The sequence below is a fragment of the Mycobacterium kiyosense genome, from assembly GCA_021654635.1.
In the GTDB taxonomy this organism is placed as follows: domain Bacteria; phylum Actinomycetota; class Actinomycetes; order Mycobacteriales; family Mycobacteriaceae; genus Mycobacterium; species Mycobacterium kiyosense.
Genome location: AP025179.1, coordinates 1,454,683 through 1,479,275, shown reverse-complemented (window position 1 = coordinate 1,479,275; position 24,593 = coordinate 1,454,683). Strand labels below are relative to the sequence as shown.

The window sequence follows — 24,593 nt, the reverse complement described above, 5'->3', positions numbered from 1 at the left end:
CCGCCTGGCCGTCTTGCACAACCCCTTTAATGCCCTTTAATGCGCATGGCCCGAAAGTGAACCAACCCGGGTCTGATGCACGCCTTCTTTCGAGGGAAGGTTGCTCGGATCATGCCGAAGAAATACGACGAGGAGTTCAAGGCCCGTGCGGTGCGGTTGGTCACCGATCATGCCGAGGAGTACGACACGACGCCCGTAAGGCCTGCATCACGCGGTCGCAAGCGGTGGATTTGGGGATCCTGATCGTGCTCATCTCGACCTCCTGAGCAAAGACGATTAGCAGCGACACGCCGCGATGCGACGATTTGAAATTTAGTCTCATAGAGCATCGTCGCGGTGTCGGAGGTCAATCAAGGACGGGCGCCGCGCTCCGCGACCGGGGAGCTACTCGTACTGCGGTTTGATCAACGGAAAGACCGCGTAGCGTTTGAGCATCCCGAGGCGGTGCTCGCGGGAATGCGCTGCGAACGCGGGCGCCAACAGGCCCAGAAGGATGCCCATCAACCACTCGACCGCGTCGTGCAGGTTGACGTCGTCACGCAGGTGCCGGGAATCAATGTACTCGTCCAGCAGTGTTTGAATCAGCGGAGAGATCGCTGCGCCCATGGCCTCAAGCCCGCCGCCGATCCGCGCAAGTGGGTATGAGTCGTCACCGTCATTTTGCAATGCCTTGAACAACTTTCAGATCGCAGCGCGTCGGCGAATAGCAGCATGCCCTGTGCGATACGCTCGGTCGCATCGGAGATGCCTTCGATCTGGTGGGCTACGATTCCCGCCATAGCGGTGGTTCTGGCGACGATCACTTCGCGTACCAATTCGTCCTTGTCGGCGGCGTAACGGTAGAGCGTGGCCCGTGAGCATCGCGCAGGCTCGGCGATCTCGTCGACGCGCACACCCAGGGGTCCACGCTGCCCGATCAGTTCGGCTGTGGCGGCGATCAACCGCGCGCGTACATCGTCTGGCATGTCGGTCCTTCCATCCACCACGGACCTGCTTCTTCGAGTCTCACGGTACAGACAGAAGACGAGTTGTTTGACTGACGGGGACCGATTATGAAACTATCCTATGAAACGTCTCACAGCCGCAGCATCGCCGTTGCGGCGGATCCCGTCCGTCAATCTCGAAATGGGAGTAAGAGGGAGCCGACATGGCATTTGACCGCGAAGATTTCGACGCCTTCTGGCAAGACTGGCTTGAGATCAACCGTGAGGCTCAGCGCTTAGGGGACTGGGGCATCATGGCCGACTTTTATGAGCCCGACGCGACCTATGGCTACACCTATTCCGCCGAGGACCAATACATGAACGTGGGCCGCGAAGAGATTCGAGCCGGCGTGCTCGGGTTGGAAATGCTGGGATTTCAAGGATGGATCTACCCGTATCAGGCGGTGATCTTCGACGATCGATCTGGTCAAGCGTTTGGGTTTTGGAGGCAGTTGACGACGTTCAATGCGCCGAACGGCCGACCGTACGAGATCAAGGGTCTGGGTGGGAGCTGGTTTCAGTACAGCGGCAACCGCAGCTGGTCGTGGCAACGCGACATGTTTGACGTCGGGGTCGCGACCTCCGCGATGCTGGAAGTACTGCGAGACGGCAACAACTCTCCGCAACTCGACGAGCGAATGAAACTCATTGCCGAGGGCAACATGCCGGGGCACTCCACTTTGGAAGAGATGCGCGCGCCGCTTTGGCCAGTGCCACTCATATCGGAATGACGACGATCGATGAGTCGGCCGGCTGTTGCCATGCCGGTGGCCGGACCCCGAGAACTGGTCCACGGCGAACGAGAGTCGTTCATCGGTGGGTACAGGTGGCAGCGTAGCGGGCCGGGGGTTGGTAGCCCAGCGATGAGTGCCGGCGGTGATGGTTGTAGTCGTGTTTCCAGTCGCTGATGACGACGCGGGCCTGGCCGGACCCCGAGAACTGGTCCACGGCGAACGAGAGTCGTTCATCGGTGGGTACAGGTGGCAGCGTAGCGGGCCGGGGGTTGGTAGCCCAGCGATGAGTGCCGGCGGTGATGGTTGTAGTCGTGTTTCCAGTCGCTGATGACGACGCGGGCCTGGGTCAGGGACCAGAAGCTGTTGATGTTGAGGCATTCGTCGCGCAGGCGGGAGTTGAAGGATTCGACGTAGCCGTTGCGCCAAGGTTATCCGGCTAATCTTGGCGCGGTTTCAGCTGTTGGGCGGTGTGTTAGTCGGCTTTTGGTTTTCGTAGGCGGCGGAGTTCTTCTTCGTGGCGGCCACGGTGGTGGCGATGGTGTCCAGCGCGATGCGTAGGTGGGCGATCTCGGTGGTGAGTCCGGACAGGGTGTGGGCTTCCTTGCCGCGGGTGCGGTGTTCTTCGATGATTCTGCGTAGCTCGGAGTTGCGGTAGAGAGTGGCTCGGCCGAGTCCGGTGCGTGCCGCGACGTCATCGAAGGTCACTTGTTGTCCTTCGAGAATGATTGCCGCGCAAGCGTCTTCGACGTGTTGTCGGCGCTGTTGGGGTGTCATCCGGTCTGTGTCTGACTGATGTGGGCGTCGAGGCGTTCGATGAGTCGGCGGTGGCGTTCGGCTTCACCGGTCCAGCCGCGGGCTTCGGCGTCACGGGCCAGGGTTTCGGTGTCGGCGCGCTGAGCGGCCAGGACGGGCAGGTAGCCGGTATCGGTGCGGAAGTTGGGGCAGTGTTCGCAAATATTGGCGTAGGCGCACGGGCCTTGGACTTGGGCGCGGATGCAGAAGCCACCTGCCAGGCGGGCCTTGACCGCGGGCGCCTGTCTCCAGTCGCCGTCGAAGATCGGCAATTGGGTGCGCCCGTGGGGTGGCTCGGTGGGCAGGGTGCCTAGGTGGGCTTTCGCGGCGGCCAAGGCTCGCTCGTATTCGGTGCGCACGGTCGAGTCGAACAGCCGTCCGTAGCGCAGGCTCATCTCCGCCGAGAGATGGCCGAGCAAGGCCATCAGGCTCTGCAGGGATACGCCAGCGTTGACCAGTGCGGTGGCGTAGGTGTGGCGCAGCTGGTGTGGGGTGATGTGCGGCAGGCCGGCGTCGGCAGTAACGCGGGTCAGGACGTCGCGAAGGTGATCGGCGGTCAGGCGCCGACCGTGGTGGGTGAGCAGGTAGTCGGTGGGTCGAGCCGTGCGCGGGTGGGGCAACGGCCGTCCGGGTGAGCGGTGGGCGACGATGCGGTCGATCAGCGCGACGGTTTCCTCGTCTAGCGGCACCATGCGTTCGGTGTTCAGCTTGCCCAGCGGAACCTTCAGCCAGGCGCCTTGGCCGGGGATCTCGTGCACGCTGTCCAGTTCCAGGTCGACGAGCTCACCGATGCGCAGACCGGTCGCTCGTTGCAGCAGCAACGCATCAGCGGGCAGCCGCTCGGGCCAGGCCTGCAGCGCTTGAGTCAGGCGCCGGTCCAGATCGGGGGTCAGGTAGCGCGGCAACGGTCGGGGCAGCATGGGGATATCGGAGCGAAACACCAGGCGCCGCTGCGGTGCTTCGGGCCAGCCCCATTCGGCGATGTTGTTGAGCAGGCAGTGCACTGCCAGGATCCGGCCGCGGCGCTCAGATGCCTGGATCGGTGCACCGGTGCGGGTGTTGGTCGCCTCGGCAGTCGCGGTCAGGTAGGTCTCAATGTGGCGGCGGCGGTTCAGGTCGGTCAAGCTCGTTAGCGTCGGGTCGACCGAGGCCAGATGCGCGGCGAAGTGGTTGAGCCGGGTTGCGGTGCCGGTGACCGTGCTGCGGCTGTGGGTGGCGGTCAACCGATCGAGGTAGGCCACAAACGAGCCGCGCAGCGCCGGGGTGGCTTCCCGCATCCGTTGCGCAAAGCTCTGCCGTAGCAGGCTGGTCGCGTTGACCGGCTGTTCGGTGAACACACCGAGGTGAAACATGACCTGCCGGGCGGTGTGGGTGGCGCTGCTGTAGTGACGACTGGCTTTCCCTAGGCCGTGGCGGGCTGCGCTTGCGGCCAGCAAGTCGTCGAAATTGTTGTCGGTCAACGTATCCAACCGTCGGCCGGTCTGGATGAGTAGCCTGCCGATCACCTGTGATGCGGCCGCGCTGCGGGTGCGTTCGGTGAAGCCGAGTTCTTGCGCGGCGCCCAAGAACTCGGCCAGGTCCTCCGCTAACGGCCCCGGTGGCAGATGCCGCCAGAACACGGCCAGTTTGCGGTGGATCAGGTAGTCATAGCCGGGCCGCAGATAGCGGGCCAACATCAGAAACGTGACGAACGAGCGGGTGGGATGAGAAACGGTCAACCGCACTTCTCGAGCGGCTCACCGGCCCACCGCTGCGGATCAGGCCAGCGCCGCAGGAACGTTCGCGCGGCCGAGCCAAGGTTCACACTGGTCAAACCGAGCCGAGCGCAGTGTTCGTCGTAGGCGGCGAGCAGGTCGACCTCAGGTGCGGGTGCGTAGGCGAGCACGGGCGGCATCGAACTCCTCACGCAGAAACGTTGGGGCCAAATGGATGTAGGCGGCAGCGGAATCGACGTGGTCGTGGCCCATCAGCGCTTGGATCACCGACAGGTCGACCCCAGCCTCGGCCAGTGCGGTGCCAAACGAATGCCGTAACGCGTGTGGATGCCCTGCAGCGACACCGGAGCGCTCGCGGTGATACCGGAACACCGTGCGCAGCCCCGCAGGGGTCAGCGGCTGTCCGCGATGGGCGCCTTTGGCGACAACGAACAGTGCATCAGCGTCAGTTTCGGGGCGTTCAGCCAGCAGATAGGTTTGGATCGCACCAGCCACGTCGGTATCAATCGGCACCGAGCGTTCCTTGCCGCCCTTACCGAGCACCCGAACCCAGCGCCGCGCAATGTCGATATCGCTGACCCGCAGCGAAAGTACTTCCGCCGAACGCAGACCCGACAACAGCATCAACCCGCCGATCGCGCGGTCACGCCAGCTACGGAAGCTGCCCAGCAGCGCCGCAGATTCCTCCCGCGACAATCCGCGTGGCAACCGGCGCGGCTCACGGACCCGCAGCTGCGACCGAGACTTCGGTTTCGCCGTGTGCGCCAATAGCCCGGAACGCTCACTGCGCGAACGCAATCGGGCCGCCCGACCGCTACCGACCGGGTTACGCGCATCCGGGTCACGCATCTCCCGAAACGCAAACAAGCTCGAAATCGCCGCCAACCGCCGATTGATCGTCGCCGGCGCATACCCCTGATTACGGCCATCACGGATCGAATACACGTTGCCACCCGGCCGACCCGGCAACGTCGCCTCCCGACATGCCGTCAAGAACCGCAGCAGCACATCAACATTCACCTCCGCCAGAACCAACTGCTCGCCACTCAGCCACCGCGCGAACGCCAACAGGTCATAGGCGTAAGCACGGCAGGTCCGAGGGGAGAAATTACGGTCAGCCAGAAACCCCAGGAATTCATTCACCAACCCGAACTTCTCCGCGGCCGTCCCGCGCAACTGCCAGACGCCATCGTCGTCCACAGCCGCAGAGAGTTCCTTCGTCATGAGATGTACATATCTCATCTCGCACCACCACGGTCTAGAACCGCAGGAAAACGGCGTGTCGCGCGAAATCGATTATCCCGATTAGCCGGTTAAGAGAGGTTCGCCGGGTGGAATGAAGTGCAATCCAACTTGGCCTGAGGCCCAGTCAGCCATTGCGACACAAGCCAATTCGGGTCCGTTGTCGCATCGCAGGACCGTCGGATAGGTGCCGCGCTGAGAGGCCACGCGGTCCAGTTCGTCGATCAGGTGCTCGCCGGTGATGCTGCGCTCGACCATCCCGCCGAGGCATTCGCGGGTGTGCTCGTCGATGATCGACACGATCTTGATGGGCCGACCGTCGGTGGTGACGTCGAACTGGAAGTCCACCGCCCAGACCCGGTCGGGCCCATCAGCGGTCACGGCCAGCGGGGCGGTGGAGATGCCGTGCCGTTTGCGCTTGCGCCGCTGCGGCACCCGCAGTCCTTCCTCACGCCAAAGGCGTTGGATCTTCTTGTGATTCACCTGCCAGCCTTCACCTCGGGCATCGTGGTAGGCGGGCCGGAAGCCACGCCGCGGGTGTTTATCGGGCGTAGGCGCGTAGCCAGTCCCGCCAGGGCAGCGTCGGGGTCTTCTGGTGTCGCCGCGGTCGGCTCGTGGCGTTGGGTGGCGCGGTGTTGCCCGGTGACGCGACAGGCGAACCGCTCGCTGACCCCAGCACACGCTGGAGATGACGAACGGCTCTCTATGTCAACCTGACTCAGGACCACTGTGACGGCTTGATTCGGGACCACCTCGGCGAGGAGGTGGTGGCTCAGGCGTCTTCGTAGGCTGTGATCGCGAGCTGCTACCGCGGGTATGGCTGAGCCGGTATGAGGTGGTGCCGGTTTCGATGATGGTGCCGTGGAAGGTGAGTCGGTCGACGATCGCGGCGCAGAGTCGGGGGTCGGTGAAGGTTTTGGTCCAGCCGGAGAAACTCTCGTTGGATGCGATGGCTACTGACGCCTTTTCCTCGCGTTCAGTGAGTACTTGGAACAGCAACTCCGCGCCCCGGCGGTCGAGTTCCATGTAGCCGAGTTCGTCGATACATAAAGATCGACGCGGCCGTAGCGGGCGATCGTGCGGGCGAGTTGCTTTTCATCGGCGGCCTCGACGAGTTCGTTGACCAGTTTGGTCGCCAGTGTGTAGCGGACGCGGAAGCCTTGCTCGGCGGCGGCGGTGCCCACACCAATGAGCAGGTGGGGCTTGCCGGTGCCCGAGTCGCCGATCAGGCAGAGCGGGTCGCCTCGGCGTATCCAATCGCCTTGGGCGACGGTATGTACGGTGGCGGCGTTGATGTTTGGGTTGGCGTCGAAATCGAAGTCGCCCAACCATTTCTGACGTGGAAACCCGGCCGCTGCGACTCGCCGCAAGGTGGATCGGCGGTCCCGGTCATCGCATTCGGCCAGGAGCAGTTCGGCGAGGAAGCCGTGGTAGGTGAGCTGTTCACGCTCGGCGACTTTCACTGCTTCGTCGATCACCGCACGCACGGTCGGCAACCGCAGGCGTCGGCATGCGGAATCGACGGCGGCTTGGGCCGCTTGTGGGGTCATCCCGCGTTGGCGGCGCAGGGTGTTGGTGACTTTCGTGGCCGTGCTCATGATCCAGTCGTTCCTTCCATTCCGCACCGGGTGGCGGTGTTGGGGTCTGCGTTGGAGCAGCTCGTCGTAGGCCGCGACGTCAGGCAGCGGCCGGGTGTCGGGTGGCAGGCCGGCGATCACGGTCGCTGGATCAGCCAGGCGGCGCTGGGTCAGACTGACGACCCGGTAATCGACGGTATTGGCATGGTTACCGGCGTGACGGTCTGATTCGAGACCACCACCGGCGGCATGCAGGCGTGCTTCGACCGCGACCACATCCGCTGAAACGGCACCGACCGACAGGGCGGCGTGGATCCCGGCGATCACATCGGTAGCGCGCATGCTGCGGTGCAGCAGCAGCACGTCGATTAGCGAGCGAGTCCCGCCAGCATCGCCGTCGACGCGGCGGGCCTGCTGCCAGAACGCCTCGTGCGCTGCGGTGAAAGTGCCGGCGGCGCGGGCCTGAGCAAGCGCGGTGGAGCCGGGCAACGCGCCGGGTTTGCAGTGCAACACCCCCAGATAGTGGTCGAGGTTGATCGATTGCCCGTTGCGGGTCGTGACGCGTTCATGGCGTGCGGCGATAGTGCGGCCGTCGAAGACGACCAACTCAGGCCCGCAGCGACACCCTGACTTTGCGTCCGATCAACCGGGCGGGACCCGAGTACTTCGCCGACCGCGCCGTGATCAGCGCCGACCGGTCCACCCGTGGATGCAGCACCAGCCCGGGTCGAACCGCTCGGCAGGCAGAGCGGCGAGATGTTCTCGTTCGGTCTGGAAGTCCTGGCCCACGGTGTGCAGCCGGCCGGTGACCCGCCGATGATCCTCACGTGCTTCGCAGCGGCGGATGTAGTCGTTGAGCTCTGACAGCGAGTCCACTTCCGGCATGGGCGTGAGCCAGGTGCGGCGGAAACGTCCGATCTCGCCCTCGACTCCGCCTTTCTCGTGGGCCCTTTTACTCCCGGCTGGCAGTAGAACGGGTCGAACCCGTAGAACGATCTGAACAGCACCCACCGGTCGTTCTCGACCCTGCCCCGACCGCGGCCGAACACCACCGAGGTGACCGCAGACTTCAAGTTGTCGTAGCGGATATGGCGCACCGGGATGCCGCCGATCACGTCGAATGCTTCGATGTGGCCTTCGAGGAACGCCTCCTGCGACTGAGTCGCATACACCCGATGGACTGCCTTGCCGGACATCGACATTCGAAAACGAACATGTAGCAGCGGGTTCTGACACCAGCGAGGATGACGTGAACCTCGCCGAAATCAACCTCAGCTTCAGCGCCGGGCGGGTGTTCCTGCGGCACGAACGCTTCCTGCGCCTGCTTACCGGACTCGGCGATGATCTCCGCACGACGGACCCGGACATAGTCACGCACCGACGAATACGACACATCCTCAACGCCGTGTTCATCGGCCAGACGATTGCAAATCCTTGTCGCAGTGTGGCGTTGCTTGCGGGCGCATCCAGATCGGTCCGCAGCATCGCATCAATCGCAGGTTTGAGCGGGCCCAGTTTCGGCGACTCCCGCACCGGTGTCTTCCGCCTCGGCGGCTCCGGATTCGCCAACGCGTGCCGGACCGTATCCCGGCCAACCTTGTACTTACGAGCAAGCGCCCGAATACCCAAACCCTCGACCCGGGCGTCCCTACGTATCTGGGCGAACAGCTCCACACGACTTCCCATCCGGAACCCTCCGACAGCGAGCCAATAATCGACACGCCAACCGTCGAGGGTGGTCCTGAATCAAACCGTCACAACACACCGGTCTGAAAGAAGGTGGTCCTGAATCAGGCCGTCACACCGGTCCTGAATCAAACTGTCATAGCCAAACGGCCGCCCGTCGGCGTTCCGGGCCTAGAAGTTTCCCTTCGCGATCTCCCGCAGCGCGTCCTTCTCCAGCTCGGCGTTGGCCAACAACCGCTTGAGGGTGGCGTTCTCGCGTTCGAGGTCCTTGAGCTTCTTGGCGTCCTCGGCCTTCAGGCCGCCGAACTGGTTGCGCCAGCGGTGGTAAGTGGCCTCGGACACCCCGAGCTCGCGGCAGACCGCCGCGGTGTCCTTGCCCTCGGCCAGCAGCCGATCGGCCGCCATCAACTTCCGCACAATCTGCTCTGGACTATGCCGCTTCCTCGTCGCCATGATCTTGTCGAGCCTTCCTGCCCACAACGTGGGCCGCAAGACTCTCATAAGCCATGGATCAACCAATCGGGGTCAGGCCAAGGACAGAGCCCGCGGCCGCATCGTCGCCACGGGCGGTATCGATGCCGAGGGCCGTGTCGCCTGGGATGAGACCGAGTCCAGCGTCAGCGGAGAACTCCCCGAACTCGCTGCGTAGATCCGGCAGCACCTCGCCGAGGGATACAGCGGCGGACAGCTGCGCCCGCCTCCGGAGTGGTTCGAGCTTAGCGCGAACCTCGGCCGACGGTGAGCGTCCGCTGCTATCGCCCTCAAGAAAGCACCGCGAGCGTTATAGATCAGCGCACTGGAGCCGGTTCGGGGTGCATACAGGCCCGAGTGGTCTCGCCGGAATCACATGAGCAGGGGTCGTTTCGACCGACCCGTTCGTGTTGGCAGGCCCAGTGGTTCAGTCTTACTGCTTGCAGTTATGTCGCACGCATTGGTGATGTCGGCTGCGATCCACCAGAGATCCCGCGTAAAAGGCATAATGAGCATGAGACTGAGACGGATTGACTCGACAATATACAGCTTGACGAGGGAGTTGGATCTGCCGGGGGCGAACCGGATCGCCCTGTCCTTACCAATTGTTATGTAGTCAGTCCGCCATAGGAGTGCTTGCGCCTCTAGATTGGGATGCGTTGTGTCACACAACATGTCGTAAGTCTCTCGCGCATCCGGTACTTCTTTAGCCAAGCGGTCGAGGCGGGTCAAGATACTCTTGGCGAGCGGCCACCCGTGTTCGGGGCCGTAGAACCTCGATCCCATCCGTGTTTCCCAAAGCAGGCGATACACCGTCGCCTCGCCGGAACTCGACTCGGCCCGAATGCGACTTCGGCTCCCGTGCACCGCACGCCACGAATCGAGCATCTTGTTGTGGGTGTCCCAACACACCACCCCCAGCTCGAACAACGCCCGGGCCGAAACTGCGCTTGGTTGAAGGCTTCCCTGCACCAAGGCAGCCAGTGCCGAGGCGGCGAGTTCCGCGGCCTGAACCAACCGTTCAGCGCGATGCGCCACGAGGGCGGAGAGAAACGCTAGACGTGTGACGTCGCGACGGTCTGGAGCGGTGTAGATGACGAATTCCGGAAGCCGATGCCGCTTCAGCTCGTCGACCAGTTGCGAGATAAGGCTGTCGATCAAGTGGAGTCGGAGCTTTGACTTTTCGACGCCATGGGTGTCCCGCAGTATTGGCTCGAGCACGGCCGACCACGCGCGCCCGTCTGCGCGGTCGAGGACCCCATGGCTCGGAAGCGCAGTCACGTCCATTCAACCGTGGCCCTCGTTACTTTAGGCGTCGAGTCGTGATCTGAGGGCTGTGACTCCCGCGTCCAGATCGTCGTGGCGAATCACTACGACGGAGTAACCGCAGTCCTTGAGCTTCTCGCGGCGAGCGACGTCGATCTTCTGCTGAAATGCCTTGTCGTGGACCCCGCCGTCGAGGAACACCGCTATGTGCATCCCCTCGCCCACATAGTAGAGATCGGCAGAAGCGACGGGTTTCTCCGGCGGAAGTCCCTGATGGGCACTAGTCGGTGCGGGCAGCCCCGCAGCACGCAGTGCCGCCACCATGGCTTCCTCGGTGGCGGAGTCGAACGATGTAACGACCGCGTCCCACGACTCGGGCGCATGGTCGATCGCAATGGCCAACCCGGCGAGAAGGTCGACGAAGAAGTCGACGACCAACGTCCGGTCCAGGGTATCGTGATGCCATTGGTTGTAGAAACTGCGCAGACACTCGTAGCACGAGGCTTGGCAAGCGTCGGACTGGTCGTTGCCCTGCGGGTCGACGTGGAGGATATCTAGAGCCCTTGCGGCAACGGCCTCCCACGCTGCTTGGTCGGTCATACGGTCAAGCACACCAATGCCGCCTTCATCCATTTCGTAGATCAGGATGCGACGCTCCTGCGGGCCTCCGCGACCGGGATAGACCTGACCGGCGAGCTCATCTTCGTTGACGCCGAAATGCGTTCCCATGGCGGCCTGCAGCGCATACATCAAGGTGTAGGCGTACATGTCGGCGTCGCTATCGTCAGGCGCCGCGACGTCGAGGACCATCATGTCGTGCCGGCCATCGTTGAAGAGCACGATGTTCTCGATCAGGTTTTCGCTCTGCGGAAGGCAGTCGCCGCCTTGGCTGTAGTGATCGGCATCGGGGTTCCACTGTCGGCATCGTGCGCATAGGCTGAAATTGCTGTCGGAGCGGACGAGGCCGGTATTGGCCTGCACGATGTACCCGAGGTGCGCGGTGGTCAAACCGATTGCCGTTCCCGAAGCCGTTGTGAGAGAGCCATTTCGGGTGGAAATGTTCGGCAATCGGTAGGCGGCTTCGACCCTATAGCCTTGGCGCAGGCGTTCTTCGAGGTCAGCGCCGACAGTGTCGCGTTGAATGGCGTACTGATCCATGACGGGCATGGCGTTGCGGAAAACCGTCTGGGTGTCGAGCGGCCGATCGCAGGACGGGCACTTGCTCGTCGTGTCGACGGCGTCACCCCCCAAGTAGTACCCGCATTCGCACAGCGCGAGTTTGGACGTGATGTCCTCAGCGTTGCGTCCCGACGACGCGCGAGTGACTTGATAACGCTTGCCCAAGTGGTAAATCGAGTTGCCGGGCGCAAATTCGCGAAGCGCGATCGACCGCGATCTGACCCGTGCGCGTTCACGGTCGCTGAACCGCAGCAGTGCCGCAGCTCGGGGGAAAGCGTAGCTGGGCAAGAAGCCCCGTTGAGCCAGCCAGGACAGCGGATGGTAGTCGCCGCGGCCGTTGTAGATATGGCCACGGATCGCTTCAACGGAGGACCGGCGGCGATCACCGCTGCGATCCAGTTTTCCCTTGTCTCCCTTGGCATTGAGTTCGTCGAGCTCGACTTTGAGTTCTGCGGCGTAGTCGACGAGCGCCGCCATGGCCGAATCCAAGTCCTGGACGAAGCTGTCGACGATCTCTGCGACGTCCACAGCCTTGACGGTCACTGCTGAGTTGATGACATCGGCGAAAGTGGTTGTCACAGCGGTGGTCAAGGTGCTGCGGTGGGTGGCGATGAAGGAATTCAGCTCCGTCTGGAAGTCAGCGGCCAGCCCACCCAGCCCGTCGTCGAGGCGGGTCCAGGTGCCCAGTTCGGAGGGCAGGTCGCCGTGAATGTTCACGTACTCACCGAGGACGATGGCGTGGGTGTGTGCTGCCAGCAGTGCCTTGTTGTCCAGCAGGAACCGTGGTGTGGTGATCTTGCCGGCGATGATCCGTTCGGGACGTTTGAAGAAGTACTGGTCGTGGGATGCCGCCCGCCCTTGCGCTGAGCAGAAAGTCACGACGGTGGAGGGTTGCGCGGCGCGACCGGCGCGGCCCTGCCGTTGGGCGTAGTTGGCCGGTGACGGTGGAACGTTTCGCATGTAGACGGCCGAGAGAGTGCCGATGTCTACGCCCAGTTCCATGGTGGGGGTGCAGACCAACACGTTGAGCGGATCGCCCTGGGCACGGAAGCGGCTCTCGATGAGCTTTCGCTCGTCACCGTCGAGGCTGCCGGTGTGTTCGGCGGCTTCGACTTTGACGTGTTCGTCTAGGGGTGCGGTGTAGGAGGCGTGGAAGTAGTCGTCGCGGTCCTCGCGGTCAGGTTTGACGGCGGCTTTGACGCAGCGAGGACAGGATCGTTCCTTGGTGAGCAGCCAGCGCGCTGCGCACCGCATGCACCGAAACCCTTGGGGCTCTGCGGCAAACCAATACAGCACATTTTCTTCGTTGACGACCCACCCGCCTTTCTCGTCAATCAGGTAGCCGTACTTCACCAGGCAGTGCGCTGCTTCCCGAATGATCTGCTTGGCGGCTTGGGTTCCGTGGGCATCTGGGTCCAGGCCGACTTCCTTCTTGACCCAGCGGGTCAGCGCGGTGGTTTGAGGCGAGTCGGTGCCATCGGGGAGTATCTTGCCGGCCAGCCGCCGATAGCTAGTGCGGCCCTTGGACTCCCTCTTTTCGTCGTAGAGGGTACGGCGCAAGGGAAGTTCTGGGCCGGCGTGGAAGAACGCTGGATCAGCCAGCTGCTCAAGGACATCGCTGGCAAATCGGTCGTGGTCGGTGAATGCCGCCGCCGGACCGTCGTCGTTAGCGCTGACGATCGCGTGCTGGCGGCGCATGAGATCGAGGATCACCCGCAGCAGATCTTCGGTGAACCCGGGATCGGTTGCAGCGTAGGCCCGGATCATCTTGCGCAGCCCATCGTCTCCGGCGACCGCGGCGGCGACCTTGCCGGGGGTGAACGCCCGGTAGTCGACGACGATCAGGCCGGTGTCCTCCAGGTTGGGCTGGGTCTTGCGTGGACCGCCGCTCGTTTCCAGGAGTACCCCGGTTTTCAGGTAGCGCAGATACCGGCCTTTGGTCTTGCTGGAGCTGTCGCCGGGATCGAAGCCACCCTTATCCTGGCCTGCCCGGGCGAATTTGGGCAGCGTCTTGGTGGCCTCCATTTGTTCGAATGCCGCATCGGCGAGGTCGGCGGTGTCGAGCGCCTCCTCACGGCTCAGGGCACGGCGTGCATGCAGACCGGTGATAAAGGCGCGACGCACGTGGAAACGCCGCGACATCGCCCGCAGATGCGCGGCCTGGAACGACGAATCCTGTTGATTGTCAGTGAATGCCATGACCTGGGGTTTGGCCGTGGCCAGCCCGGAGTCCTGTCCGTTGAGCATCCCTTCAACAATCACGTCTGTGGCCGTCGCCCGGCCCACGGTCCCTACTTGGAAGAATTTGTTGTATTCCGAGTGGTTTCCGTCGTACCGGACACCGCACGACGGGCACAGCAACAGCGGGGCTGAGACGCTGACGACATCGCGTCTGTGCTGATGCCCGCAGTTCGATGCCATGTCCCCGCATTGTCCGCAGACCGTCATCGGCACGGGGACCGCCCCGGCGCGGCCTTTCTTAGGTGTGCCATTCTTGTACACATCGCTGTCCAGGACCGGGGCGACGTCGCGGTCCCATTCGTCGGTCATGACGTAGACGGCGACACCGTCTTCGGCGGCGGCCAGGAAGTCCCGCGAACCCAGACGGGTGGTCAGATCTTCGGCGACATAGAAATCCTGGCCGCAGGACTGGCAGAACACGACCGGAAACGCCGGCACATCCTCCAGTCCGCCCTGTGCGCACGTGCTGCAGGTCGATTCCCCTTGTTCGGACAGGTGCGGTGGCTCTTCGGAGACCAGGCAACGGGTGACTGGCAGTCCCTGGGAGAAGAAAGCGTGGGCTTTGGGGGTGAGTAGTCCGACGTCGGTTCCCTTTGGGCCGGGTGTCTTCACCGCGGCGCCGAGCATGACAGCAGCGTGAATCTCGGCGGCGGCCTGGTCCCGCGTGGCGCCGGGGCGGACGTCGAGGAGGTATCGGTTCTCGAGCTCGGTCATCGACACCGCCCCTGACCACAGTGTGTGCTCCAACCACGCGACGGGCAGCGCATGCCGCACGACATCGGGAGTGGCCGGTTGGTCGAGCATCGCCTCGCCCAGGATTTCCGCCACCGCCGCGTCGGATTCCGCGGCGGTCGCGGCCACCACGGTCGCAAGGTCGACGGGGTCAGCCGAAAGGTAGAGGTCTGAGCCAGTGGGATCGGCGGTCTCTTTCGGGCCGTAGGTTTCTCCGACTACGCAGTCGGGGTCGAACTCCTCCCCGAAGAGCTTGGTGGCGAACGCCGCGATCAGTTGGCGGGCTTCGGCGGGATCGCCCGAGTCGACGGTGGCCGAGGTGCCGACGCAGCGCAAGCTTCCGGCGGTTGCGGTACGTCCTTTGAATCGGCGCACCAGCAGCGCCATATCGGCACCCTGGTGTCCGGAGTAGGTGTGCATCTCGTCGAGCACAAGGAACTGCAGTCGGCCGCCTTTGGCCAGGGTTTCGAACAGGGCGGCGTCCTTACGGCGCACCAGCGCATACTCGAGCATCTTGAAGTTGGTCAACAAGATGTCACAGCCGCTGCTGTGCAGGGTGTCCCGGTCAATCACTTCACTGTCGAACGGTTGGTCTCGGCCGGTGAGCTCCTTGAAGTCCTTCATCGCACCCTCATGGGTAGACTTCAACGTTCCAGTGTAGTTGCACACGGTGAGGCCGCTGCCGGACAACCGGGCGGCGATGTCCTCGTAATGACTGTTGGCCAGGGCGTTCATCGGGTAGATGATCACGGCGATGGGAGACCGAAATCCCTTATTTCCACCGGATTTCATGAGAGTCAGGGCGGTCGATACGATCGGGATGTAGAAGGTGAAAGATTTGCCCGACCCGGTTCCGGTCGTCACGGCGGTGTTATCGCCGGCCATCACTTGCCTGATGGCTTGCTCTTGGTGGACAAACGGTGAGATCGGACCGCTGCTGGCGTCGCCGGGAGTACGTGAAAAGACCGACAGCACAACAGGATCGAGCACACCCTCGTCGACGAGCGTCACCAGCGAGGCGCCGGAGGCAAACGGCTTGGCTAGCGTCAGAAACGGTTCCCGGTACAGCAGACGCCCTTCGCGTCGCTTTTGTTGAACCCAGTCCCGGATGGCCGGGTTCTTGTAGAACTGAAACGAATCAACGTAGCGGGTGTACGTGTCTCGGAGCCCCGAAATCATTGCAAGTGGGTGCATTTAGGGGTTCCCTTCGATTTCTTCGAACGCTTCCAGGCGCAGTCGCTTGCTGTAGTACTCGCCCCGGTGCGATCGGGTCTCGATCTTCTCGAGTAGTTTGAAATGGTCCAGCACAATCTCGTAATCCGCCGTCGATAGCCCGTAGGCTTGCGCGATCAGCGCATCACACTGAGCGTCCAAGGTGTCCCGCCGTTCGGGATCCCATGGACGCAAAGGCTGTCCGACAGCTGCGGCGAGTCGAGTCGAGGTCAGACTTAGTTGCGCTGCGAGATCGGCTGCGCGCTGGGGGATTTCCGAGGGCACTGGTGCCACACATTGCGTCAAGACGGGTGTTGTCACGTGCCCCCCCAGGCATGTGCAATCGGACTAGGAAATCCAATGTCATGGAATTGAACAATGCCGCGGCAGCAGTGACCGTTTCGGTTGGCACAAAGAGAATTGGCAAGGTGTCTGTTGCTGGCAACCTTTCTACAATTGCTACACGAAGAATGCGACGATCAGTCCAGGGGCGACCGATTTCACGCAGCGCCATTGCCGCTTCGCCTTCGGTGGCAACCTCGTTGATGCGCTCCTCCGCTACCTTTGTGTGCATCCAGTATCGGGGTTCAATCTCAAAATCTGGGTCGGAGTGTTGCTCATTGGAAACCCACGGAATGTGGGGCTTTCGGCCGTAGCGGTCCTTTCCCTTGAATCCTTCGTAGGTACGAGCGCGGTGGTCCCACCGGTTGGCCATCTGGCCCTCATACACGGGAACGGCAATTCTGCCGTCTCCATGGCTGTAGCGCTTGTCCCGACCGAGCCTAAAACCTTGCTCTTCCAGAACAGGGCCTCGCAGTAGAGCACCGGACACCTTGGCGGTCGATGAATTGAACAGTGCCGCATACCTCAGCCCCCAAGGATTTGCGCCATCAGTATCAGCGAAATCTAGAGGCTTAAAGCGACCCTGCAAAGCAAGCGCCAGTTCGAGTTCGCGCTTATCACCTGTTGACAACAAGTTCTGCGTGCGCGGTGAGGCGACCCGCATCTCATCCCGGGTCCAAATGCGCGGCGGGTTGGTAGCTGCCTCCGCCACCCCGAAGTTGAGCATGGATGCTTGGACGGGCGCCACCACACGCGGGCCGAGATGCAGGATGCAGAACCGTTCGACGGCGGCAACCGCCGGGAATACACGCTTTCCAGATCGGTCTTGGTTGACCATGTCCAAAGTTTCGCGGACACGGTGGTCATCGAGAAGTCGCTTCCACACCAGTGATTGGGAGGCGTCAATTGCGATGCCCGACTTCACGATGAGTCCGACGTGAGCGCTGGAGTTGGCGGCAAGTTCGGTGAAGAGCACGTATGTGTTGACCTTGCCAGAGGTCCGGGTGAAGCGGCCGCAGGACTTGGCGTAGTGCGCCATCCGGCCCTGCAGAGATCGATACCGATCCCACCGCGCAAACATGCCGGGATCGTCCGATTGAAGTGCGGCTATCGCTTGTTTGCGGGTTTCGCTGGTCATCGCCGCAATCGCTGGCTTGTGCTGTTTGAAGAACGCTTGCTCTCCACTTTCGAACTGCTCCCAGGGAGGATTGCCGAGGACCAGATCGAACCCACCCGCGGCGTGGGCCTCTGGGAAGGCAAGCGGCCAGTGCAGCGGATTGATGTCGGCGAGCAGATCGGCTGCGGTTGCCGCTAACTGCGGGTCGGGGTTACCGTCTAGCGCCGCGGCGTATTCGACGCTGGTGGGCGGAGCGACTCCGTGGCCAGTGTCGGCGGTCCAGAAGAACGCTGCGGTCCACAGGTCGGCGGTCTGTTTCCATCGGGCGTAGTCGGGACTAGCGATCCAGGCGCGGTATGCGGCCGCTTTGCGGCGCACTTGTTCGGGACTGTGTTCTCCTTCTTCCAGTTCTGCAGGGAGGGTGAGGGTGAAATCGACGGGGCACTGTTGGAACAGATCACCGCCTGCGCTGTTAAATGCCTCGTTGCGTTGGGCCGCTTTGTTGAGCACAGACCGGTCTGCACCCTTAGCCGACTGCACCTTGTATGCGGCGTCGGGAATCTGTTTGGGCACATTGAGTAGCGGCCATCCCACCAGACTGTCGCCGCAGACGATGTGATGGTCCAAGAACGTCAGCGGTTGGTCTGGCACCACGCAGTGAATCCAAAGTGCCACCTTGGCGAGTTCGGCCGCGAACGGGTCCTTTTCTGCTCCGAAGATGCACCGCTGCAGCACATCTCGCCGCGCATGGGCGAGGTCGACATCCTTTGGCTCATGCGGGTCGCTGCGTGCGCGAGCGACCGCATAGGCCAGGCGTTCAAGCGCGCCAGTCAGAATTGCCGCCGAGCCGCACGCTGGATCCAGAACTTTCAGACCGAGGATCGCGGCGGCCCGGGCAGCGGAATCGTCACCGGCGGCGGCGAGGGTTTGTTCGATCAGCGGGTCCAGTGTGCGGGTCAGCAGCAGATCGGTCAGCTCGATGGGCGTGTAGTAGGAGGCCAGATCGGCGCGTTCGATGCTCAACGGGGCCAGATAGGCCTCCCCTGCGCGTACCACGCGGCCGTCCACGGATTCGGCCGTGGCAGCGATGGTCAGGGTGTAGTCCAGTAGCGACTCATAAACGGCACCGAGTTCCTCGACGCCGAGATTGCGGTAGTCAATGTGCAGGCTCATCTTGCCGGTTTGCACGGTGGTCAACGCTTCGATGGCGGCGGTCAAGTTCCAGTTGGCTAACCGCGCGTTCGTCATCATCGGTGTACGGGCGGCATCGAACAAGAACCCGTTGTACGGGTAGACACCGAGAACGGCGGCATCGGCTTCGTTGCCGAACAACCGGAAGGTGGTCTTGAGGCCTTCCCAAAGATCCATGCGCCTGGGTTCGGCGTGGCCGTCGACGGCAATGGCGCGCAGTCGGGTCAGGCTGTAGCTCTCGCGGTAGAGCGCGTCGGCGCCCTTGAGCATTCCGCGTTGTTCGGCGAAGAGCAGGAACAGGATTCGGTACAAGACGGTGAGCAACTCGCGGTAGAGCTCCCGGCCGAGGTCCGGATCGGATTCCAACTGGCCACGCAGCTCCGGGTTGGCGTCGATGACCCCGTTGGCCAGGCTGCCGATCGCCGATCGGACCTGTGGTTGCAAGCGTCGCCCGGCGGCGACGCCGGCGGAAACCGCTCTGCTGTGAAGCGATTCCAGCAACGTTATAGAGGTCGTGTCGTCAACGACGGCGGTATCACCGTCCTCAGCGTCGTCGTCCTCAGACGCGGCAGTGGTGGTGTCGGGCGAATCCGCGACGGCGGTGTCGGCGCCGGCCCGGAAGCGTGAAACGTGGCACAGCCTCCACAATGCCAAGAAGTCCGGCCAGCTGGCGGCCTCGAAGATCGCAACAACATCAAACTCGACATAGCCGCGGGTGCGGGTGTGGTGGTAATCGCGCAACAGGCGGAGCACTCGGCCGTTGGTTAAGATTCCCCAACGCGCGTCAGCGGCATTGAGATAGCCCTGCAACTCTTCATGTGGGCTGCGCTTGCGTTCACCGCGTTGGTCGAGATCCGCGGCGGCTACTGTGTGGATCGGAGGAGCATGCTCACTCTGCCATCCCAGGTGGCTGATGTCCCATCTTTGGCCTCCGGCGGTAAGGTTCGCGCGTTGATAAATCGGCGAGAAACCCAGTAGGTCAAGCAGTTTGATGACAAGGCGTTCCCGGATCCGGGAGATGTCCATGCCGCTTTTTAGTTCGTCGCCGTAGGTCGACCACAGTGCCACGCCGGTACGGAAGGCGGCTTCCTGGTCGCTGAGGAGTTGCGTCTTGGTGGGGACGACACCGTCGAGGTCAGTGAATGTGGCTGCGACAGTGAGGAATTTCGCATCACCGTCCACATCGGAGGAACGCAGACTGTCGGTGATGACGTCGCCGATGAGGCCGCCGCTGGTGTGGACAAGGCTAACGTCGGTCATGGCTTCACCTGCGGGTAGAGCAGGGTCATTGCTACGAGGTCGGTCGAGGTGGACTCGACTCGGGTCAGTCCGTTGGCCCACGTGGCGACCAGGCTGCTGTGCCGTTGGGCTAGGGTCGTTGCGCGTTGCGCCGCGACTGCGTGTAATCGGTCGCGCAGCTGGGGGTCGTCGAGGACGTGCGCGGTGTCTTCGAGGACGTCGTCGCGGTGCTTGCTGCCTGCGCCAGCTGCGGCGGCCAGCAACGGCGCGGGGTCCAGGGTGTCGCCGGTGCTCAGTTGGTAGCCGATTGGAACTAATTCTTCGAGCAGGACCGGTGGTTCGGCGTGGGCGACGTAGCGGATCAGGGCGTGCAGGAGTACTGCGCGGCCGGTGGTGGTGTCGATGATGCGGGCGGCGACGCGGCCGCGGCACTCAGGCATGCGGGCTTCCTCAAGCGTCATGTCGATGAGGCGTCGAAGCAGGGGGTGGGCGAGGTCGATCACGTCGATGTCGGGGTCGTCGATGCCGATGGTTTGGTCGAAGGTGAACCGGTAACCGGATGGGATCAGGTCCGTGAGGTTCGCGGGAGCGCTGGTGGCGGTGAATATCGCGGCGTCCTCGCTGACGGTGGCGTGGCGATCGCGCAGGCTGCGTAACGTGAACTCCCGCACCTGTTCTGGGGTGCCGGCAAGATCACGCGACGTGGACAGGGCTTCCTCGATGGCTTGCAGTGCGATCCCGGTCTGTCCGTAGAAGGATTCGTCGCGCACCCGTTCCAGCGTGTCGGTTTCGTCGACGCTTTGAGCGGTCAGTTCGGCAAGCTCACTGTCGAGGCTGCTCATATCCTCTTCGGCGTCCTGGGCGAACAGGTCGGCCAAGGACAGCTGCGAGGCGCTGGACCGGGCGGTCACCCGGCCGCGGAAGGCTGCCTGTGGGTCTGACAGGTGCAACAGGATGTCGGTGTTGGCCAGAAACGGCGGCACGAATCCGTAGTCGGCGCGCATCTGTTCGGCCTTGCGGACGATCAGATAGAGCAGGCTGGCATCCAAGGGATCGTCGAGCACCAGTGTGCGGATTCCGACGAACGGTTCGCGCTGCAGGAACCGATCGATGCGTCCGTTGCGTTGCTCGATCCGGTTGGGGTTCCACGGCAGCTCGTAATGTACGAGCTCGGCGCAGGCTCGTTGGAGGTTCACGCCTTCACTGATGCAGTCGGTGGCGATCAGAACGGCCGGGCTGGCTTTTTTCGAACCTCGTGAAAACCTCGTTGCGTTGGGCGAGGTTCATCCCGCCGTGGATCGCGTGAACCTCGGTGTCCGCCGGCAGGCCGGCTTTCGGCTTGCCCACCGCCTTTTCCAGGTGAGCGACCAGATAGTCGAGAGTGTCCTTGTATTTGGTGAATACCAGCACTCGGGGTGCATTGGGATGCTGGGCCATCCGTTCGGGCAGCAGTGTGAGCAGGGCCTGCAGTTTCGGGTCTTTGGCTGCGGTGACCTGCTTGGCGAGGTCGCGGATCTCGCCCAGGCGGCGCAGTTCGGTCGCCGCGTCCAGTCCGCTGGTCGCGGTCACGTGCGCAGCGTCTTGTTCGTCGTCTTCATCGAACATCGCATCGGTTGTGGTTTCGGCGGCACGTTCGAGCGCGGTGGCGTTGGTTTCCAAGCTCGTACCGCGGGTCACGGCCGCGATCCGCTTGTCGATGCTTGAGCGCAGCGCCGCCGGGCTGGACAGCAGCCGTTTCTGCAGATGCGCGGCTAGCCAGCGGTCGACGGTGCGGGTGCCGCCGGTGTACAGGTCGCCGGCGTACTCGTTGAGTGCGGCCAGCAGGGCTTGCATCTCTCGCTTGCGGGTGAGGCTGACGAGTTGCTCATCAGCGCGGCGCGCCGGAAAGGGCGATTTGGCACCGCGAAGTCGATACCAGTCTTCGATGTCAGCGCGGCGTCGTTGCACGACGTGATGGTCGCGTGCGCGTCTGCGATCCAGCCCGGCGAAATCGGTGACCAGGGTGGGATCGAGCATCTGGAACAGCGAATGGAACGAATCTGTGTACCCGTTGTGGGGGGTGGCGGTGACCAGCAGCAGGTGCCGGCATCGGGCCGCGGCACTGGACGCGAAGAGGAAGCGCTCCATGTCCGGGGTCGATCGTCCGGCCTGGGTGTGTGGCTTGGCTGCGATGTGCGCTTCGTCGATGATCAGGCAGTCCCAGCCGTAGGACAGGACCTCTTCGGTACGGGTCTTGAGGTAGTCGATGCTCGCGATCACGATGTCGTGGGCGGCCCACACGCTCTGGCCCGGCAGCAGTCGGCGTTCCAGGGCCGGCAGCAGATGCCCGGCCACGATAGTGGCGTCGATGTGGAACATCCGGTCCAGCGCGTCATGCCACTGATCACGCAGGTTGGCAGGGACCGCGATCAAGACTCGGCGGGCGCGGCCACGGGCCAGCAGTTCGGACAGGATAAGTCCCGCCTCCACGGTTTTTCCGGTTCCGACGTCATCGGCGATGAGCAGACGCACCGGGTCGCTGTTGAGAGCCATCAGCAGCGGCACGAGTTGGTAGTCGGTGGGGATAGCTCGCGAGCGCTGCAGGCCGAGGATGGGGGCGGTGCCGTGAAGCAGGGAGAACTTGTAGGCGTCCAGGAGCAACCGTTGCTGGCGGTCGTCGGCCAGCGCGCCGGGTTGGGGAAACGGGAGGTCGCCGGCCTCCACAGTTTCGAGTGCGGTGTGAAACCTGGAAGGCCGGGTGTCGCGGCCGTCGAGTGCTGTCACACCGAAGGTGGTGCCGTCGCAGTAGTCGACACGCCAAAGCCGTTCACGCAGCCGGACCACCTTGCCCGGTGTCAGGAGGTCACCTTCCGTCGGTGTGGCCCCTACCGTGGTCGTCACTGGCGATCCCTTTCGGCTGCTCTGTGGCATCTTCCCGCGGCGTGGTGTGCTGTTTTCGGCGCTGGACTGCCGTGATACTGATCGCGTCCTTGACGGCCTTTCGGTCTGTCGGGGTTCATGTCTTGCTGGACGTTCCATTTCTCCGGCCGCAACGAGTTCCTGCAGGACGATGCGTCGCAAGTTCGCTGAGTTCCTCAGGTTGCGAAGGTAGTCCATCTGGTCGTCGCGGCGCGTTAGCGGCTCAGGTTCGTGCCGGATCTGCCTCAGCGTTTCCACCACCCAGTCGCGGGACTCTTTGGACACGCGGAGCCAAGATTCACGCAAGATCGGCCACGCGGCCCGAACGAAGTCCTCCCGGGGTCGTGCCCCGTAGTTGCGGACGAGCGCATCCGCGGGGTTGCTTTGCAGATCCCCGAGGAGGTCGCGGCAGAGGACCTTGAGTAACGCTGGTGAGAAGTTGGCCCACTCAAACCTGTACCGCGGCACTCCACCCCCCATTCTCGTCGTTCTCCGGCTCAGCACCCGACAAGCCAGCCCCCGCGGTAGCGATCATCGCAAGGTGTCCACCAACATCCCGGAGTAACGACCATCACGCCTACTTGTTCGGCGCGTCGCCCTTTCCCACGACCTATTGCGCTTCCTTCTGAACTGTCGCTCAGCCTCCCTAGGTTTACTAAGTAAGTCGCATTCTTGCCCCCAAAGACCATCACACCTCTTGCACACAGGTCACGAAACGATAACGCAATTTCGTCCGTATCTAATTTTTTGAGGTGCACTTACCATTACCATCGTGCGACTAAAACAGTGCCCGCGATGCGCCGCAGCGATGCCAACGAGCGCCTGGCCACCCAAGCCTGGACGCCCACCGACCTGGTGTTCCCAGCAGTGCCGGCGAGCGGCATACGAGGAACGGCGCGCAGCAGCCAACGGCGCGGTAGCGGTGCGGGTCGAGGTGGTCGAGAAGCCCGTCGAGCGCATCGGGGAACGTGTCCGCGTCGAGACAACCCAAATCAAGTCGAGCCGCGCCGAGGCGGTTCAGATCGTGCTGAATTCACCTCGGGCGTGCCGCGCAGTGCTCGAAGCGTTGGCGGCCGAAGCGGACTCAGGAGGACTGAACACCACGATGCACGCTGCGACACTGCGAGCGGCCCAGCGTTTGCTCTCCTCGCTCGAACGAGCGCGACTCATCGACGGCTAGCGCCGGCTCTATGACCCAAATTCCATAACCCGCGTCGGGTGATCCCTACTGACCGTCGAGCCACGCCGGTCGTGCCGTGGTTAGCGCATTGCCGTTGCCGAACCGAGCGTTTCACGACGTTTCATTGCGTTCCAGGAGGCAACGGGAATCGGGTGTGCTGCAGCGAAATTGACCGAGAAAGTTTCGACCGACCGTCGCGCAGCGTCGGTGGGCGGACTTACCGTTTAAGCATGAAACGACGCGACACGGATCGCCGCTCGGCGCAGCCCGCCGGAACGGCTATCTGTGAGCGGTACCCCGTCGGCGCTTCGGAATGAGCTGGGAAGCGCTCGCCTGGGCGAAAGACTCAGACATCGCACATCCGGTCGCGAAATTCATCCTTGTCCTGCTGGCAAACAAGGCAGACGAGAACTTCTCATGTTATCCCTCGATCCGCACGCTCATGGCTGAATCCGGCGCCGGCAGAAGCACCGTCTTGCGGGCGCTCAGCTATCTAGAGGCGCGCGAGTTCATGACGCGGCGCCCGCAATTCCACGACTCCGGGGCGCGTCGCTCCACGCGCTACTACCTCAATCACCCTCGAGCACCGCATCATTCACGCAGTACCGATCCGGGACCCCCCCGGTCCCAATTCGGGACCCCCCAGTCCCGTACTGACACGGGGGCCGTCCCATAACGAGACTGGGACGGTGTCATCGCGAGACCCCACGGGGGGTCCCAAACCGGGACCCCTTGAAACCATTAACCGAATCACCATCCGAACCAAGCGGCAGTGCGGCACTGGTCTTGGCGACCG

The 24,593-nt window shown here is 63.1% G+C and carries 16 protein-coding genes and 6 pseudogenes; 4 read left to right on the top strand and 18 right to left on the bottom strand.

The features are described from left to right. Positions 1–111: 111 nt before the first annotated feature. Positions 112–243: a hypothetical protein gene (locus L6444_RS30050; RefSeq protein ID WP_255731144.1), complete on the top strand. Its 132-nt coding sequence runs from the start codon at positions 112–114 to the stop codon at positions 241–243. A 141-nt stretch (positions 244–384) separates the two neighbouring features. On the opposite strand, the gene L6444_RS07020 is transcribed toward L6444_RS30050, so the two are convergent. Next, the gene (locus L6444_RS07020; RefSeq protein ID WP_236981476.1) at positions 385–606 is read right to left on the bottom strand and encodes a hypothetical protein; all 222 of its coding nucleotides are present in this window, start codon (positions 604–606) and stop codon (positions 385–387) included. Further along, entirely contained in the window at positions 582–986 is a 405-nt protein-coding gene (locus tag L6444_RS07015) for a TetR/AcrR family transcriptional regulator (RefSeq protein ID WP_236981475.1), read from the bottom strand. Before L6444_RS07015 ends, L6444_RS07020 begins: the two co-directional genes overlap by 25 nt. 161 nt (positions 987–1,147) lie before the next feature. Here L6444_RS07015 and L6444_RS07010 point away from each other — a divergent pair, with 161 nt between their 5' ends. Next, positions 1,148–1,714 (top strand): nuclear transport factor 2 family protein, encoded by a 567-nt coding sequence (locus L6444_RS07010; protein ID WP_236981474.1) that lies wholly within the window; start codon positions 1,148–1,150, stop codon positions 1,712–1,714. A 79-nt stretch (positions 1,715–1,793) separates the two neighbouring features. Here the strand turns inward: L6444_RS07010 and L6444_RS30045 are convergent. The 16 genes and pseudogenes from L6444_RS30045 to L6444_RS06930 all read right to left on the bottom strand — a co-directional run. Continuing rightward, positions 1,794–1,913 (bottom strand): annotated as a pseudogene (locus tag L6444_RS30045) (integrase core domain-containing protein); the annotation flags it as partial. A 34-nt stretch (positions 1,914–1,947) separates the two neighbouring features. Then, positions 1,948–2,145: pseudogene (locus L6444_RS07000) on the bottom strand (integrase core domain-containing protein); the annotation flags it as partial. 25 nt (positions 2,146–2,170) lie between these two features. Continuing rightward, entirely contained in the window at positions 2,171–2,422 is a 252-nt protein-coding gene (locus tag L6444_RS06995; RefSeq protein WP_236981473.1) for a hypothetical protein, read from the bottom strand. A 65-nt stretch (positions 2,423–2,487) separates the two neighbouring features. After that, positions 2,488–4,227, bottom strand: coding sequence for a tyrosine-type recombinase/integrase (locus L6444_RS06990; protein ID WP_236981472.1), 1,740 nt, complete (start codon positions 4,225–4,227; stop codon positions 2,488–2,490). Further along, a complete protein-coding gene (locus L6444_RS06985; protein WP_236981471.1) occupies positions 4,224–4,394 on the bottom strand; it encodes a hypothetical protein in 171 nt (56 codons plus the stop codon). The genes L6444_RS06990 and L6444_RS06985 overlap by 4 nt, the downstream gene beginning before the upstream one ends. Beyond that, positions 4,369–5,448 (bottom strand): tyrosine-type recombinase/integrase, encoded by a 1,080-nt coding sequence (locus tag L6444_RS06980; protein ID WP_236981470.1) that lies wholly within the window; start codon positions 5,446–5,448, stop codon positions 4,369–4,371. The genes L6444_RS06985 and L6444_RS06980 overlap by 26 nt, the downstream gene beginning before the upstream one ends. A gap of 84 nt (positions 5,449–5,532) precedes the next feature. Beyond that, positions 5,533–6,166: pseudogene (locus tag L6444_RS06975) on the bottom strand (DDE-type integrase/transposase/recombinase); the annotation flags it as partial. 8 nt (positions 6,167–6,174) lie between these two features. Then, positions 6,175–7,064, bottom strand: a pseudogene (istB, locus tag L6444_RS06970) (IS21-like element helper ATPase IstB). Positions 7,065–7,070: 6 nt separating this feature from the next. Then, a pseudogene (gene istA / locus L6444_RS06965) lies at positions 7,071–8,729 on the bottom strand (IS21 family transposase); the annotation flags it as partial. A gap of 145 nt (positions 8,730–8,874) precedes the next feature. Further along, positions 8,875–9,182 (bottom strand): annotated as a pseudogene (locus L6444_RS06960) (transposase); the annotation flags it as partial. A 390-nt stretch (positions 9,183–9,572) separates the two neighbouring features. Next, positions 9,573–10,487, bottom strand: a complete 915-nt coding sequence (locus L6444_RS06955; RefSeq protein WP_236981469.1) for a hypothetical protein — start codon at positions 10,485–10,487, stop codon at positions 9,573–9,575. Positions 10,488–10,508: 21 nt separating this feature from the next. Beyond that, a complete protein-coding gene (locus L6444_RS06950) occupies positions 10,509–15,797 on the bottom strand; it encodes a DEAD/DEAH box helicase (RefSeq protein ID WP_236981468.1) in 5,289 nt (1,762 codons plus the stop codon). Between the two features lie 15 nt (positions 15,798–15,812). Next, the gene (locus L6444_RS06945; RefSeq protein ID WP_236981467.1) at positions 15,813–15,992 is read right to left on the bottom strand and encodes a hypothetical protein; all 180 of its coding nucleotides are present in this window, start codon (positions 15,990–15,992) and stop codon (positions 15,813–15,815) included. Next, positions 15,976–19,740, bottom strand: a complete 3,765-nt coding sequence (locus L6444_RS06940) for an Eco57I restriction-modification methylase domain-containing protein (protein ID WP_236981466.1) — start codon at positions 19,738–19,740, stop codon at positions 15,976–15,978. Before L6444_RS06940 ends, L6444_RS06945 begins: the two co-directional genes overlap by 17 nt. Next, the gene (locus L6444_RS06935) at positions 19,737–20,915 is read right to left on the bottom strand and encodes a hypothetical protein (RefSeq protein ID WP_236981465.1); all 1,179 of its coding nucleotides are present in this window, start codon (positions 20,913–20,915) and stop codon (positions 19,737–19,739) included. The genes L6444_RS06940 and L6444_RS06935 overlap by 4 nt, the downstream gene beginning before the upstream one ends. 4 nt (positions 20,916–20,919) lie before the next feature. Further along, positions 20,920–22,599 carry an SNF2-related protein gene (locus L6444_RS06930; RefSeq protein WP_236981464.1) on the bottom strand — a complete coding sequence of 560 codons (1,680 nt, stop codon included), beginning with the start codon at positions 22,597–22,599 and terminating at the stop codon, positions 20,920–20,922. Between the two features lie 826 nt (positions 22,600–23,425). Here L6444_RS06930 and L6444_RS06925 point away from each other — a divergent pair. Beyond that, positions 23,426–23,797: a hypothetical protein gene (locus L6444_RS06925; RefSeq protein ID WP_236981463.1), complete on the top strand. Its 372-nt coding sequence runs from the start codon at positions 23,426–23,428 to the stop codon at positions 23,795–23,797. 313 nt (positions 23,798–24,110) lie between these two features. After that, positions 24,111–24,473, top strand: a complete 363-nt coding sequence (locus L6444_RS06920) for a helix-turn-helix domain-containing protein (RefSeq protein ID WP_236981462.1) — start codon at positions 24,111–24,113, stop codon at positions 24,471–24,473. The last annotated feature ends 120 nt before the right edge of the window (positions 24,474–24,593 follow it).